The sequence below is a fragment of the Metasolibacillus sp. FSL K6-0083 genome (genome assembly GCF_038630865.1).
Taxonomy (GTDB): Bacteria; Bacillota; Bacilli; order Bacillales_A; family Planococcaceae; genus Metasolibacillus; species Metasolibacillus fluoroglycofenilyticus.
Genome location: NZ_CP152046.1, coordinates 2,526,894 through 2,541,792 on the forward strand (window position 1 = coordinate 2,526,894; position 14,899 = coordinate 2,541,792).

Genomic DNA, 14,899 nt, shown 5'->3' on the forward strand with positions numbered 1-14,899 from the left:
CTATTTTACAATAGACCCTTGTTTCACATGGAACAAACTGGCCTGTTCAATCGTTTCATGATGAATTCCTTCAACACTTGTCGTTGTAACAAATGTTTGAACCTCACCTTGAATTGTATTTAATAAATGTGATTGTCTATAATCATCTAGCTCTGATAACACATCATCTAACAATAAGATGGGTGTTTCTTTCGTTTCTTGTTTAATTAATTCAATTTCAGCAAGCTTTAAAGATAAAGCTGTCGTGCGCTGTTGCCCTTGCGAACCATATGTTTGAACATCATAGTCATTGACAAAAAACTGCAAATCATCACGATGTGGTCCTACTAATGTAACACCGCGCTCTAGCTCCCTTTTTCGTGCCTCTAAAAGCTTTTGCTCTAAATGAGCAGCCATTTGCTCAGCACTTTGATCTGCCACTAGCCCTGAAATTGGTCGATATTTTATAACTAGCTTTTCCAAGCCACGCGAAATACCGGCATGTATTGGTTCAGCCCATGCCTGTAAAAGCTCCATGAATTGAAATCTTTTGCGAATAATTTGAACAGCAGCCTGTATGTACTGCTCTGTATAAACATCAAACATGACATCGTTTAATGTATGGCGACCTTGATTGCTTTTCAAAATATGGTTACGTTGCTTTAGTATTTTTTGGAATGTTAATAAATCATGTAAATAAACAGGAGATATTTGCCCAATTTCCATATCAATAAAGCGTCGCCGTAGTTGAGGGCTTCCTTTGACAACATATAAATCCTCTGGTGCAAACATCACGACATTCATTTGCCCGATGTAATCGCTAAGGCGTGTTTGTTCAAGATGATTTATTTTTCCCTTTTTGCCTTTTTTTGAGATTGTCAGCTCAATAGGAAAACCGCCATAACGCTTTTGCACAACACCTTCTATTTTACCATAGTCTGCATCCCAGCGTATCAATTCTTTATCATTCGATGTACGGTGGGACTTAGCCATAGCCAAAACATAGATGGATTCCATCACATTTGTTTTACCCTGTGCATTCTCCCCGATAAAAACATTGATTTTAGGAGAAAAATCCAGCGTTAACGACTCATAATTTCGATAATTTATCAGCTTTAATTGCTCAATATTCATTCACTTGCACCGTTCTCCACAATACGGAAGCGACCGACGCCTGGGATATTGATTACATCACCGTTACGTAATTTGCGCCCGCGACGATCATCGACATCGCCATTGACATAAACAACGTGCTCACTTAAAAACCATTTTGCCATTCCACCGGAGCTAATTGCATCCGTCATTTTTAACACTTGCCCTAACGTTACAAACTCTGTATCAATAAAAATATCTTGCACGATTGTCATCCTCCGCTAAACGAAATCTATCTTTCTATCATACCAAAAAATCGGCTTGTGCGTAAGTGAAGCAAATTTTTCTAGATGAATAGCAAATTAAAACACTTGTATTTCTTATCAATTACGCAGAAGCGTAATTGTATCCAGATTTCTTCAAGCTAGTTAACCTAAAATCGTCACGTCCTGTAACAACGGTTAACTGACCTACATTATGCAAGCCTCGTTTTAAAAAATATGCCATTTGCGAAAGACTAATTTGACAGAAAAATTCATTTAAACATGAAAAGCTGTCTGGAAAGACATGCAGCAGCATGCTTTTCAGACAGCTTTTTCGAGAAAAACTAGTAAGTACGAACCGGTAAAATAAGCTGTAAAATGGCGTCGTCATGTATTGAACGTAAAATAAACGGGCGCATCGTACCAGTAAATTGAATCACTACATCTTGTCCATCGATTGCTCGTAGTGCTTCCATCATATATTTAGCACTGAAGGAAATTTTAAGTGACTCGCCCTCAAGGTTTTCTACCGTAATTTGTTCCTCTACTTTCCCGATTTCTGGTGAGTTTGAGGAAATTTCTACTGTATTATTTTCTAATGTTTCAAAACGTACAACATTATTGCGGTCTTCACGTGCTAATAAGGATGCACGGTCAATCGCTTGTAGTAACGCCTTCCCATTAATCGTTACATTTGTTTTATAGTCCTCTGGAATTAAACGTGATGTATCAGGGTAGTTGCCTTCTAATAAACGAGAGAAGAATAATACATCCTCCGTTTTAAATAATACATGATAGTTTGTTAATGCAATTTGTACAGGGTCTGTTGAATCTTCTAAAATTTTGTTTAATTCATTTAAGCTTTTTCCAGGAATAACAACACTATTAATTTCAGCAGGTAATTGCTCAAGCTGAATTTTGCGACGTGCTAAACGATGACTATCCGTTGCAACGCATATTAATTCATTTTCTAGTATTCTCCAGTTTACACCTGTCAACACAGGCCTGCTTTCAGACGTTGCAACAGCAAATACTGTTTCACGTATAACAGATTTTAATAAATCTGCAGGCATTGAGAACTGGCGGTCTTCTGCGACTTCAGGTAGCAATGGATATTCTGAAGCATCTAGGCCAATTAAATGGAATTCAGATTTACCTGAGCGAATATTTGTTGCAAAGCCTGCTGATACTTCAATTTCTACATCATTTGTCGGAAGCTTTCTTACAATTTCGTTAAACATACGCGCTTGTAAAACGATTGAGCCCGTTGTACTAACATTTATTAATTGTTCTCCATCTTCTTCAACCGGAATAAATGTTTGGATTGTAATATCTGCATCACTGCCTGTTAAATGTAAACCTTCGTGTGTTACGTCAATTTTAATACCAGTTAAAATTGGAATCGTTGTTTTTGAACTAACTGCTTTCATGACATCATTTAATCCTGCTAAAAGCCGGTCACGCATAATATCAAATTTCATGTCGTACCCCCATATATAATATTATTAAAATAATAAAAGAATAAATAGATATAGTAATAGGCGCTGTGGATTTGTGGATAAGTGCCTTTTAACAAGTAAAATCAGTCTATCCACATGTAGATAGACTGTGTATAAATTTGTACAGAAATTAATAAGTTATCCACATCCATGCTGAACAAAAAAGAAGGCTTACTTGCCTAGCATGCTACGAATTTGTTTAATATCTTGTTGAAGTCCTTGATCATTTTTAAGCTGATTTGAAATTTTTTCGTGTGCATGAATAACGGTTGTATGGTCTCTTCCACCAAATTCCTCACCAATTTTTGGCAGTGAGAAGTCTGTCAGTTCACGCGATAAATACATGGCAACTTGTCTTGGAAACGCAATTGATTTTGTACGCTTTTTAGCAGAAAAGTCCTCCAAGCGAATATTGAAATGCTCTCCAACTGCATTTTGAATATCTAAAATTGAAATCATGCGTGGCTTCGCATTTGGAATAATATCTTTTAATGCGGCTGCTGCAAGTTCTGGTGTTACATCCTCTTTAACAAGTGAGGAGTAGGCTACAACACGAATTAAAGCGCCCTCTAATTCACGAATATTGGAATCAATTTGATTGGCAATATAAAGCATTACCTCATTAGGAATATCCAAATGATCAGCCTTCGCTTTTTTGCGTAAAATTGCAATTCTTGTTTCTAAATCAGGTGGTGCAATATCGGTAATTAAGCCCCATTCAAAACGCGAGCGTAAGCGATCTTCCAGTGTTGGAATTTCCTTAGGCGGCCTGTCACTCGAAATCACAATTTGCTTTGATTCCTCATGTAATGTGTTAAATGTATGGAAGAATTCCTCTTGTGTAGACTCTTTTCCAGCTAAAAACTGAATATCGTCGATTAATAAAACATCTACATTTCGATATTTATTGCGGAAATCAATGGCTTTATTATCGCGAATGGAGTTAATAAATTCATTTGTGAATTTTTCAGATGATAAGTATACAACCTTTGCCGAAGGGTTATGCTCTAACACATAGTGACCAATTGCATGCATTAAATGTGTTTTGCCAAGCCCTACGCCTCCATAGATGAAAAATGGGTTGTATGCTTTCGCTGGTGCTTCTGCGACTGCAAGCGAGGCAGCATGTGCAAAGCGGTTACCAGAGCCAATAACGAATGTATCGAATGTGTATTTTGGATTTAACATTCCGGGTGAAATTTCTTGGTGATCTTGATTATGCCCATTAATTCTAGGTGCTGGTAGCTCAAAATCATCCTCATCCTGCTCATTTTGAACTTCAAATTTAATGACTAAATCTTGTCCTACTAATTCGTTTAAACTACCTGTTAAAAGATGCATATAATGCTTTTCTAGCCATTCACTTGCAAAAGTATTTGGCGCAGCAATTGTTATCGTCGAGCCATCAAAAGTTAAAATTTTTGTAGGTTTTAGCCATGTATCGAAGCTTGGCTTTGCAATCTTTCGTTCTACTTGAGCAAGGACATTATTCCATAATTCTTCTAAATGCTCCAAGCGGACTCGTCCTTTCGTTCGAAATTTAATTTTATTTAAAGTGGCATTCACTTTCCTGCTCTATTTTAAGATGAATGCTTTTTGTTCAGCCGGTAACTAATTATTTTGCTGAATTAAAGATAATACCTCTATTTTTTTATTTCATTTACGTAAATATGAAATAGACATACACATAATCACAGCCTGTGGATAAATGATATCCTAAGCCTATGTATAATATTGTCCACAGATTATCAACAACTGTGGATAAAATATTTCCCAAGAAAATCGTCCACAAAAGAAAACACATTTATCGTATCAAAAAAAGCGAGCAATTACAATACTCTAACAAACTTATCCACATAGTGCAAACTGTTCACAAAGCAGTTGTCCACATGCTATTAGTTTGTGAAAAAGCTGTCAATAACGTATGTGGATAATTTTGAAAGTGAAAAAAATTATGCACATAGTTATTTTTGCTAAAGCTGTTTATCTTGTGGATAACTAAGAGAGAAATAAAAGAGGACATATTTTAAAAAATAAGAAGTATAAGTTTTTGGTTTTTAAACAGCGTCTAGGTTAAACATGCGCTGCTCATTTATTTTGAGAAGTGGTGAAGCGTTTATTTTTGCACTTGTGCACTCCAATGTCTGTCAGGGCTAAACAGATTCTTTAGCGCTTTTCTCATTAAAGGATTGACAAATAGTACGGTTTATATATATAATATCCAAGTCTGTATGTCGAAATAGATAAATAGCAAACTCTCATTCTTATAGGAGGTGTAATATAATGAAACGCACATATCAACCAAAAAAACGTAAGCACAGCAAAGTACACGGTTTCCGCGCACGTATGAGCACGAAAAACGGTCGTAAAGTATTAGCTGCTCGTCGTCGTAAAGGAAGAAAAGTATTATCAGCATAAGTCCACTGAGCCACATCAGTGGTCTTTTTTTTCTATATAATTGATGAAATGAGTAGATGGAGATGGTGAAGGAATGAATAAACGCCAAAGAATTAAAAAAAATGAAGACTTTCAAAAGGTGTTTAAGAAAGGAAGATCCTTTGCAAATCGCCAATTTGTCGTTTACTGCTTGACAAAAGAGGCACAAGAGGAGTTTCGTATAGGCTTATCAGTGAGCAAAAAAGTAGGAAAAGCCGTAACACGTAACCAAATAAAGCGCTATATCCGTCAAACATTTCTTGAATTAAAAGATGAAGTTAGGCAGGATATGGATTATGTTATTATCGCCCGGCATCAGGCGGCCATTTTAAATTTTCATGAAACAAAAAAAAGTTTACAGCATGTCTTAAAAATTGCGAAAGTATTGAAGTAATCGAAATGACACTACAAAATAGTGGAGTGCAAATGCCTTCACATGATAGAATATCTTCAAACACAAATGAATAAATAGAGGAATTCATCTAGGGGGAAGAAAGTTGAAAAAAAGACTTTGGATCGTTCTGACACTGGTTGCTACTACATTATTGCTATCAGGTTGTTCAGAATTTAACCAACCGATCTCAGCTGAAAGTAAAGGCTTTTGGAATGAGTTCATTGTTTGGCCGTTAGTTTCAGTTATTCAATATTTTGCAGAATTGCTTGGTACATATGGCTTAGGTATTATCGTTGTAACGATTATTATTCGAACTGCTATTTTACCACTGACAATCAAGCAAATTAAAAGCTCTAAAAAGATGCAAGAATTACAGCCGAAGCTAAAGGAGCTACAACAAAAGTACAGCTCTAAAGATGCGGCAACACAGCAGCAATATCAGCAAGAAATGATGGCATTAATGCAATCATCAGGTGCAAATCCTTTAATGGGCTGCTTACCTGTGTTAATTCAAATGCCAATTTTAATCGGTTTCTACCATGCGATTAGCCGTATGAATGCAACACCGACAATTGATTTAGGTACATTTCTAATTTTCCCATTAGCTGAACCTAGCGTGGTATTAGCAATTATTGCAGGGTTATTCCAGTTTGTCGTATTAATGACAGGTCCTGCAATTGACAACCCGCAAATGAAGATGATGATGTACATTATGCCAGTAATGATTATGGGCTTTGGTATGTTTTTACCAGCGGCACTATCATTATATTGGGTAATCGGGAACATTTTCTCTGTGTCTCAAAACCTTGTGATTTATAAGCCTTGGAATAAAAATAAACAAGAAGCTACTACAGGAGGAGCGAAAAAGTGAAGCAAATTACGCAAATAGGCGCAACGGTACAAGAAGCGATCTCATTAGCGTTACAACAGCTTGGCAAAACCCGCGAACAAGTAGATGTTGAAGTTTTACAAGAAGGTAAAAAAGGATTTTTAGGCTTTGGTGCACGTCCTGCTGAGGTGCGTGTAACAATGAAAGAAGAAGTTGATCAAGTAGCTGTAGAAGAAGTACAAGTTCAAGAACCGCTAGTAGAAACGCTAGTAGAGGAAGTTTTCGGGGAACAAGTTCAAACTGATGACGTGAATGAAGAGCTGATTCAACCAGCAGAAGGGCAACTAAATGTAGACCCTATACAAGAGGCGAAAGCTTATATTGAAAGTGTAGCTGAAAGTATGGGCATTAATGATTTACAGATAGAGCACGAAACAGAAGGCAAGTATACAACATTTAAGTTAGAAAGTGAGAAGGCCGCACTTTTAATTGGAAAACGTGGACAAACATTAAACGCTTTACAGCAATTAACACAGCTTGTGTTAAACAAAAGTGCAAAATCTTTTATGCTCGTTAAGCTTGATGTTGAGGATTATCGTGAGCGTCGTCGCATTGCTTTGGAGCAATTAGCAGAGCGTATGGCAGACAAAGCAGTTCGCACTGGCAAGCAAGTGATGTTAGAGCCAATGCCATCATATGAACGAAAAATTATCCACCACGCTTTAACAAATCGATTAGATATTGAAACGTATTCTGAAGGTGTAGAGCCAAATCGCTATTTAGTTATCGAACCGACAAATGGATAGAGAGCGTCAATCAAACCGTGCAGTTGCCGGCTTGATTGACGCTTTATTTGTTGCTATTTAAAAGTATTATCTTGTAGAAGATAGTAGATGTCCTTTTTTGAAAATATGGTGAACATTGGGGGAGGCAGTTTTTGTTTTAAATTACTGGAAATTCCTTATTGAAGTTTGATAAACTTATATTATAAGTAAAGATTGGTAGAGATAAAACTTCTGTAAAAAAGAACTGGGATTAGGAGCATTTTTGAGGCAAGGGAATTTCTTCGAACAGGTACGAAAGTGCTCAAAACTAGGGAAGGGAATATTATGGTAAAAAAAAGATTGTAATAATCGCTTTTTTAGCTTTAGTTATTATTGTTGGTGGTAATTTTATGATGAAAAAAACTATTTATTCTGTGACTGATATACTTGAAGGTGTCGATTTTGATGTAGAAGAGCAATCTTTAAGTGTTGAAAGTATTGATATAAAAACAGAGGACATGTTCAAAGTAATTGAAATTTCAGAAGTTCAACAAAAAAAGTTAATAGATACTTTTTCAAAAGCAAAATTTCAAAAAACAAATTATTCTTCTGAATGGGATTATCGTATTAATATTACTTTGAATAAGGGATATGTTCTTTATCTTGATTCTAATAAGAAAATAATAGTTCCTGAAAATAAGAGAGTAGCTTATGTTATTAAAGGGGACAATGACTTTTTTAGTGTTTTGAATGAGCTTGTAAAATAGTAAAAGAGGCTGGGACATAACTCTATTATTTCGAAAAATGATGAAAAAAGATAATTATTTTTTCGTTTCAAGGGGTTGAATATTCCTTCTTAAATCAAAAAAATGTTAGACTAATTAGATTGCGGTCTAACATTTTTTCTTTTTTCAATTGTCATAAATTTCACCTTCCGCGCTAACTAAGTGATTGAACAATCTGACTTGCTATAGACAGTTATGCTACAACTGCGCCCTATTACGGCAAATAATGTTGGCAACACACTTTGTCAACATTAGAGCAGTAGGGAGATGATAATTTGATAACTCTGAAAACATCGAAACATGGAAAAAGTTCAGTGGCAGGATAGAATCAGGGAACAAAGTGCGAGTGATTTATCAAAGAAGTCCAGAGCCAGACACCTAACTTATTAGCTTTATAATCCGAGTCTGGCACCAACTTCTGCGTACTCTATATCTTTTCTTTCTGCATTCCAATTGTCCCCTGTTTGTCCGTCCCATATCGCTCCTGTCTCAACGAAACCGACAGACGCAAACAACTTCCGAACGGCTTCGTTTACCATCCAATATGATGTAGCAACTGCATCTGCTTTTCCTTGTGGAAACGACTTTATGTAATCAATAACTTTCATCATTGCTTGTTTACCAAATCCTTTGCCTTGATGCTTTTTATCAATCATAAAACGATTAAGTCCATAAGTAGATTTATCTCCATATTTTTCACATAAAATTGAGCTTTCCGCCAGTTCGTAAAATCCAATATCGACATATCCTATGACTTCATCATTGTTGCATATAGCGAAGATCATGGGAGGTTTTTCGTCGTTGAGTATCTTTACATAGGCTTTAGCCAAACAATATATGCTGGAATCCACATTTCCTTTCTGCTCATCTGTTATGCTTAATTTCAACACTGCCTCAAAATTATCGTGGGTAATCTTTCTTAATTCAATCATTTTTCTTCCCTGCTTTCGAAAATATAAATTTAAGTCCATTAAAGACACTTCCACAGGAGTGCCATGTACCAAATAAATCTAAATAAAGTATATACGAAATCCCCATCTAATTCACTTTCACCAAAAGTACGTAAGAACCAGTTTGTTTTAGTGTTTACATTCTTGTATAAACATTTTGCCAAAACATAATCGCTAATATTAAACAAGCCGGCAACTGCATGGCTTGTTTAACAACAATTACTTTAGATTTTGCTGAAAATATGTTAATCTAAGTTGTTAGGAAATATCGTTCGGTTACGTTATCCACATGTGGATAAATTGATTTTGAAGAAAATCTAGTCGCAATTATGCTGAGGCGTAATTGATTTTTATAAACATGAAGTCAGGAGGCTTTTTGATGGATTTTGATACAATTGCTGCGATATCCACACCAATGGGAGAGGGAGCTATTGCAATCGTTCGTTTGAGTGGTGATGAAGCAATAGCGATAGCAGATAAAATATTTCAAGCGCCAAATAGAAAAAAATTAGCCGAGCAAGTGACACATACGATTCACTACGGGCATTTAATTGATCCGAAGACAGAGGAAGTAGTGGAAGAGGTTATGCTATCGTTGATGCGTGGGCCGAAAACATTTACACGCGAGGATGTTGTAGAAATTAACTGTCACGGTGGGCTAGTTTCTGTTAATCGCGTATTACAGCTTGTGTTACGCTATGGAGCTCGATTGGCGGAGCCGGGGGAATTTACGAAGCGTGCCTTTTTAAATGGACGAATCGACTTATCGCAGGCCGAGGCTGTAATGGATTTGATTCGTGCCAAAACAGACCGTGCCATGAATATGGCATTAACACAAATGGACGGTAAGCTGTCACGCTTAATTGGCGAATTAAGACAAGCACTACTCGAAACATTAGCACAAGTAGAGGTCAATATCGATTATCCAGAATACGATGATGTAGAAGAAATGACAGTACCTGTCTTGCTTGAAAAATGTAGCTGGGTACGTGACGAAATAGATAAATTACTAACGACATCTGCGCAAGGGAAAATTTTGCGTGAAGGTTTATCGACGGTTATTTTAGGAAGACCAAACGTAGGAAAGTCTTCTTTATTGAATAGTTTAGTGCATGAAAACAAGGCAATTGTAACAAATATTGCTGGGACAACGCGTGATATTATAGAGGAGTATGTCAATGTGCGCGGCGTACCACTACGTTTAGTAGATACAGCGGGTATTCGTGAAACAGAAGATATCGTTGAGCGCATAGGGGTAGAAAGGTCGAGAGAGGCTTTAAAAGGAGCAGACTTAATTTTACTCGTATTAAATGGGGCAGAAAGCTTATCAGTTGAAGATGAGCGCCTATTTGAAACAATTAAACATATGGATTACATCGTTGTTGTTAATAAAACGGATTTACAACAACAAATTGACTTGCAGCGTGTCAAAGAATTAGCTGGCGAACGTCGCATCGTTACAACTTCATTATTAAAGGAAGAAGGAGTAGCTGAGCTTGAAGAGGCGATTGCTGCAATTTTCTTTGCGGGACAAGTTGAAGGTGGAGATATGACATATGTTTCAAATGCACGTCATATTGCATTATTACATCAAGCAAGGCAAACAGTCGAAGATGCACTGAACGCCGCAGAGATGGGTGTGCCTGTTGATATGGTACAAATAGATGTTACACGTACATGGGAGATTCTTGGTGAAATTGTCGGTGATACAGTACAGGAAAGTTTAATCAATCAATTATTTTCACAGTTTTGTTTAGGAAAATAAAAAACGAAAGGAAGTTACAGCATGCCTACACAATATGAAGCAGGTACATTTGACGTCATTGTTATCGGTGCTGGACACGCAGGAGCTGAAGCAGCTTATGCTGCCGCAAAATTAGGCGCTAAAACGCTAATGCTGACAATTAATCTTGATATGATTGCCTTTATGCCATGCAACCCATCAATTGGTGGACCAGCAAAGGGAATTGTTGTACGTGAAATTGATGCATTAGGCGGATTAATGGGAAAAGTAATCGATAAAACGCATATTCAAATGCGTATGTTAAATACAGGTAAAGGGCCGGCTGTTCGTGCATTGCGTGCACAGGCAGATAAAGTGCTTTACCAGCAAGAAATGAAACGCTTATTAGAGGAACAAGAAAATCTCCAAATTCACCAAGCGATGGTGGAAGAATTAATCGTAGAAGATGATGAAGTGAAGGGTGTCATCACACAAATCGGCGGGATTTATCGTGCGAAAACAGTCATTATCACGACAGGGACATTCCTGCGCGGTGAAATTATTCTTGGCGATTTAAAATATTCAAGTGGCCCAAACAATCAGCAGCCGTCTATTAAGCTAGCTGACAATTTGAAGGAGCTTGGCTTTGATATTATTCGCTTTAAAACGGGGACACCACCTCGAGTAAATAATCGTACAATCGATTATTCAAAAACGGAAATTCAGCCGGGGGATGATGTGCCACGTGCATTTAGCTTTGAAACGACAGAGTTTATTTTGGATCAGCTACCATGCTGGCTAACATATACAAGCCCGTTGACACACCAAATCATCGAAGAAAATTTGCATTTATCTCCGATGTACTCTGGTATGATTAAAGGAACAGGTCCGCGTTATTGTCCATCGATTGAGGACAAGGTAGTGCGCTTTAACGATAAGCCACGCCATCAAATCTTCTTAGAGCCAGAAGGACGTAATACGCGTGAGGTTTATGTTCAAGGCTTATCAACAAGCCTACCTGAGCATGTGCAAAAAAGATTAATCGCATCTGTGCCGGGATTGGAAAATGCAGAAATGATGCGTGCTGGCTATGCGATTGAATATGATGCGGTTATTCCAACGCAATTATGGCCAACGCTAGAAACGAAGCGTATTAAAAATCTATATACAGCAGGTCAAATTAACGGTACATCAGGTTATGAGGAAGCAGCGGCACAGGGATTAATGGCAGGTATTAATGCTGCCTCTAGAATTTTCGGTAAAGAAGAAACAATTTTAAGCCGTTCAGAAGCGTATATTGGTGTACTAATCGACGATTTAGTAACGAAGGGCACAAGCGAGCCATATCGTTTATTAACGTCACGCGCTGAATATCGTTTATTATTGCGTCACGATAATGCAGATATGCGCTTAATGGATGTCGGCTATAAAGTGGGAATGGTTTCTGAGGAACGTTATGCTAAATTCACAGCGAAGCGTGAGCAAATTGAACAAGAAATTGCGCGTTTACGCGAAGTGATTGTTAAGCCCAATGCAGAGACACAGGAGGCTATTCGCTCTGTAGGTGGAACTGAATTAAAAGACGGTATTCGGGGAGCAGATTTATTAAAGCGTCCTGAAATGCATTATGACTTAGTTGCAACTTTAACACCTCCGGAAAAGGAATTTTCAGAGGAAGTAAAAGAGCAAATTGAAATCCAATTAAAATATGAGGGCTATATTCAAAAGGCGTTACAGCAGGTTGAGCGTTTACGCAAAATGGAAGATAAAAAAATTCCAGATAATATCGATTATGATGCTATTTCGGGCTTAGCGACAGAGGCGCGTCAAAAATTAAAATCTGTTTGCCCGTTATCAATTGCACAAGCCTCTCGTATTTCTGGGGTAAATCCAGCAGATATTTCAATTTTACTTGTTTATATTGAGCAGGGGAAAATTGCCCGTGTAGCCAATGATTAGTTAATAGCATATCGACGCATCGAGATTATAAGAGCCGTCTGAAAAGGGAGCGTAGTGCATTGTCTGCTTTTAGACACTTTCGGTGATGTTTTATCAAATGAATAAGTAGATAAAGAGCTGAGGCTGTCCGGAAAATATATCCTTTTCGGACAGCCCCTTAATTAAAGGAGGATTGTAGTGAACGAGCAACAATTTATTGAAGCATTAAAGGCGAAGGGCATTGAGCTGACAGCTGCCCAAATTGCCCAATTTAAAAAATATTTTGAGCTACTTGTAGAGTGGAATGAAAAAATGAATTTAACGGCTATTACTGACCTAGAAGGTGTTTATTTAAAGCATTTTTATGATTCCATTAGCGCTAGCTTTTATTTCGATTTTACAAAGATAACATCTGTTTGTGATGTTGGCGCAGGAGCAGGCTTCCCAAGTTTACCAATTAAAATCTGCTTCCCTCATTTAAAAATAACGATTGTCGACTCATTAAATAAGCGAATTACATTTTTAAATCATTTAAGCGAGGAGCTACATTTAGAAAATGTAGAATTTGTTCATGCAAGAGCAGAGGAATTTGGTCAAAATGCTAAATATCGCGAGAAATTCGATGTTGTAACAGCTCGAGCAGTAGCTAGACTCTCTGTTCTATCAGAGCTATGTGTGCCACTTGTCAAAGAAGGTGGTCAGTTTGTGGCATTAAAAGCAGCGGCTGGAAAGCAGGAATTAGCAGATGCGAAAAAAGCAATTACAACACTTGGTATAACACTGAAAGAGGAATTTTTATTTGAATTGCCAGTAGAGGAAAGTGAGCGTACTTTATATATATTTAATAAAGTAAAGCCAACACCTAAGAAATACCCACGTAAACCTGGTGTTCCAAACAAAACACCTATTCAATAAAAGCAGGTCAAGAGCTAGTTAGTAATAATTGGTTGGTATGTTCTACTGAAATCTCACAAGTAATTTGTATGTTTGATAGATATTTTATCGTTTTCAAGCATACATAATGATAGTAGGCATTAATTAATGATAGAATACGTAGATGCTAAGTTTCATAATTGATTGATTCCAAACTATGTACATTTCTGCTTGAATAATCAATAATATTTATAGTGAGTAAGAAGTTTCTTAAAGGTGGTGCCACTCGGATGAAAAGTCCTTTTTCACGTTTTTTCGGAGGCGGAAAAGAGTCTGAAGTAAAAAGTGAAGTAGCAGCTATAGAAGAAAAAAAGGCTACAGAAGAAGTAGTGAAAATTCCTATTGAAAAAATCATACCGAATCGTTTTCAACCGCGTACTATATTTGACGATGAAAAAATTGAAGAATTATCTAGAACGATTCATATACATGGTGTCATTCAGCCAATCGTCGTGCGTAGGAGTAGCAGCGATGATGGCTATGAAATCATTGCAGGTGAGCGACGCTATCGTGCGATGAAAAAGCTACAATGGGCGGAAGTGCCGGCGATTGTACGACAGCTAAGTGATAAAGAAACAGCATCAATTGCATTAATTGAAAACCTACAACGTGAAGAATTGACAGCAATTGAAGAAGCACTTGCCTATCAGCAATTACTTGAATTACATTCATTAACGCAAGAGGCGCTTGCACAGCGTCTTGGAAAAAGCCAATCAACTGTAGCAAATAAGCTACGTTTATTGAAATTGCCTCAATTTATACAAGAGGCCATTTTAAAGCGCGAAATTACCGAGCGACATGCACGTGCGCTGATCGCTGTGAAAGATGAGCAATTACAATTACAGCTAATTACAGCAGCTAAAGAATACGACTGGAACGTACGTCAGCTTGAAGAGCAAATTCAACAGTTGCTATCACCATCTACCGAGGAAGAGCCTGTAAAGAAAGAAAAACCAAAGCGCAAAGCAATTAGCAAAGATGTGCGCATCGCCCTAAATACAATTAAGCACTCGTTAACAATGGTAACGAAAAGCGGTATTCAATTGAAAACAGAGGAAGAGGATACAGAGGAATATTACCAAATCACTGTTAAAATACCGAAGAAGAAGTAAACCATTTAATATATAGAGCTATTTAAAAAATTTATATAAAGCTTGATATTGAAGAACAGGAGCTGTCGCCTCGCTTTAGGTATAGGAAAGGTAGTTATAATAAAGTGTTAACTATTCTTGTCGTAAAGGTCATATCTAAAAAAGCCCTTCAGACACGCCCTTTTCAAAGAAAGCTTTCATTTTTTATGGTCAATACTTCAAA

Annotated in this window: 14 protein-coding genes; 9 read left to right on the plus strand and 5 right to left on the minus strand. The window is 37.2% G+C overall.

The features are described 5' to 3' along the window. The 4 genes from recF to dnaA form a co-directional block, all read right to left on the minus strand. Window positions 1-1,113, minus strand: coding sequence for a DNA replication/repair protein RecF (gene recF / locus MHB51_RS11755; RefSeq protein WP_107943573.1), 1,113 nt, complete (start codon window positions 1,111-1,113; stop codon window positions 1-3). Continuing rightward, the gene (yaaA, locus tag MHB51_RS11760; protein ID WP_342559485.1) at window positions 1,110-1,337 is read right to left on the minus strand and encodes a S4 domain-containing protein YaaA; all 228 of its coding nucleotides are present in this window, start codon (window positions 1,335-1,337) and stop codon (window positions 1,110-1,112) included. Before yaaA ends, recF begins: the two co-directional genes overlap by 4 nt. A 341-nt stretch (window positions 1,338-1,678) precedes the next feature. After that, window positions 1,679-2,815: a DNA polymerase III subunit beta gene (gene dnaN / locus MHB51_RS11765; protein ID WP_066168493.1), complete on the minus strand. Its 1,137-nt coding sequence runs from the start codon at window positions 2,813-2,815 to the stop codon at window positions 1,679-1,681. 189 nt (window positions 2,816-3,004) lie between these two features. Further along, window positions 3,005-4,348, minus strand: a complete 1,344-nt coding sequence (gene dnaA / locus MHB51_RS11770; RefSeq protein ID WP_066168495.1) for a chromosomal replication initiator protein DnaA — start codon at window positions 4,346-4,348, stop codon at window positions 3,005-3,007. Window positions 4,349-5,116: 768 nt separating this feature from the next. Between dnaA and rpmH the strand changes: the two genes are divergently transcribed. The 5 genes from rpmH (at window position 5,117) to MHB51_RS11795 (ending at window position 8,023) form a co-directional block, all read left to right on the plus strand. Beyond that, window positions 5,117-5,251, plus strand: a complete 135-nt coding sequence (gene rpmH, locus MHB51_RS11775) for a 50S ribosomal protein L34 (RefSeq protein WP_004233310.1) — start codon at window positions 5,117-5,119, stop codon at window positions 5,249-5,251. Window positions 5,252-5,324: 73 nt separating this feature from the next. After that, window positions 5,325-5,663 carry a ribonuclease P protein component gene (gene rnpA, locus MHB51_RS11780; RefSeq protein WP_066168499.1) on the plus strand — a complete coding sequence of 113 codons (339 nt, stop codon included), beginning with the start codon at window positions 5,325-5,327 and terminating at the stop codon, window positions 5,661-5,663. Window positions 5,664-5,766: 103 nt separating this feature from the next. Then, window positions 5,767-6,534: a membrane protein insertase YidC gene (yidC, locus tag MHB51_RS11785; protein ID WP_066168502.1), complete on the plus strand. Its 768-nt coding sequence runs from the start codon at window positions 5,767-5,769 to the stop codon at window positions 6,532-6,534. Next, on the plus strand, window positions 6,531-7,298 hold the full coding sequence (gene jag, locus MHB51_RS11790) for an RNA-binding cell elongation regulator Jag/EloR (protein WP_342558209.1): 768 nt from the start codon (window positions 6,531-6,533) through the stop codon (window positions 7,296-7,298). The genes yidC and jag overlap by 4 nt, the downstream gene beginning before the upstream one ends. A 368-nt stretch (window positions 7,299-7,666) precedes the next feature. After that, entirely contained in the window at window positions 7,667-8,023 is a 357-nt protein-coding gene (locus tag MHB51_RS11795; RefSeq protein ID WP_342558210.1) for a hypothetical protein, read from the plus strand. Between the two features lie 410 nt (window positions 8,024-8,433). Here MHB51_RS11795 and MHB51_RS11800 read toward each other — a convergent pair whose 3' ends face one another. Next, on the minus strand, window positions 8,434-9,012 hold the full coding sequence (locus tag MHB51_RS11800) for a GNAT family N-acetyltransferase (RefSeq protein ID WP_342558211.1): 579 nt from the start codon (window positions 9,010-9,012) through the stop codon (window positions 8,434-8,436). 358 nt (window positions 9,013-9,370) lie between these two features. Here MHB51_RS11800 and mnmE point away from each other — a divergent pair, with 358 nt between their 5' ends. From mnmE to noc, 4 genes are all read left to right on the plus strand, one after another. After that, complete coding sequence (gene mnmE / locus MHB51_RS11805; RefSeq protein WP_342558212.1) at window positions 9,371-10,756, plus strand: tRNA uridine-5-carboxymethylaminomethyl(34) synthesis GTPase MnmE; 1,386 nt, start codon at window positions 9,371-9,373, stop codon at window positions 10,754-10,756. A gap of 21 nt (window positions 10,757-10,777) precedes the next feature. Beyond that, on the plus strand, window positions 10,778-12,673 hold the full coding sequence (gene mnmG / locus MHB51_RS11810) for a tRNA uridine-5-carboxymethylaminomethyl(34) synthesis enzyme MnmG (protein ID WP_342558213.1): 1,896 nt from the start codon (window positions 10,778-10,780) through the stop codon (window positions 12,671-12,673). 177 nt (window positions 12,674-12,850) lie between these two features. Beyond that, window positions 12,851-13,567, plus strand: a complete 717-nt coding sequence (rsmG, locus tag MHB51_RS11815) for a 16S rRNA (guanine(527)-N(7))-methyltransferase RsmG (protein ID WP_107943568.1) — start codon at window positions 12,851-12,853, stop codon at window positions 13,565-13,567. 248 nt (window positions 13,568-13,815) lie between these two features. Beyond that, window positions 13,816-14,697 (plus strand): nucleoid occlusion protein, encoded by an 882-nt coding sequence (gene noc, locus MHB51_RS11820; RefSeq protein WP_066168518.1) that lies wholly within the window; start codon window positions 13,816-13,818, stop codon window positions 14,695-14,697. Window positions 14,698-14,899: the final 202 nt, after the last annotated feature.

Excerpts from the sequence above, each read along its gene's own strand:
- rpmH (WP_004233310.1), top strand. The coding sequence starts at position 5,117 with ATGAAACGCACATATCAACCAAAAAAACGTAAGCACAGCAAAGTACAC.
- noc (WP_066168518.1), top strand. The coding sequence starts at position 13,816 with ATGAAAAGTCCTTTTTCACGTTTTTTCGGAGGCGGAAAAGAGTCTGAA.
- recF (WP_107943573.1), bottom strand. The coding sequence starts at position 1,113 with ATGAATATTGAGCAATTAAAGCTGATAAATTATCGAAATTATGAGTCG.
- rnpA (WP_066168499.1), top strand. The coding sequence starts at position 5,325 with ATGAATAAACGCCAAAGAATTAAAAAAAATGAAGACTTTCAAAAGGTG.
- MHB51_RS11795 (WP_342558210.1), top strand. The coding sequence starts at position 7,667 with ATGATGAAAAAAACTATTTATTCTGTGACTGATATACTTGAAGGTGTC.
- dnaN (WP_066168493.1), bottom strand. The coding sequence starts at position 2,815 with ATGAAATTTGATATTATGCGTGACCGGCTTTTAGCAGGATTAAATGAT.
- mnmG (WP_342558213.1), top strand. The coding sequence starts at position 10,778 with ATGCCTACACAATATGAAGCAGGTACATTTGACGTCATTGTTATCGGT.
- MHB51_RS11800 (WP_342558211.1), bottom strand. The coding sequence starts at position 9,012 with ATGGACTTAAATTTATATTTTCGAAAGCAGGGAAGAAAAATGATTGAA.
- mnmE (WP_342558212.1), top strand. The coding sequence starts at position 9,371 with ATGGATTTTGATACAATTGCTGCGATATCCACACCAATGGGAGAGGGA.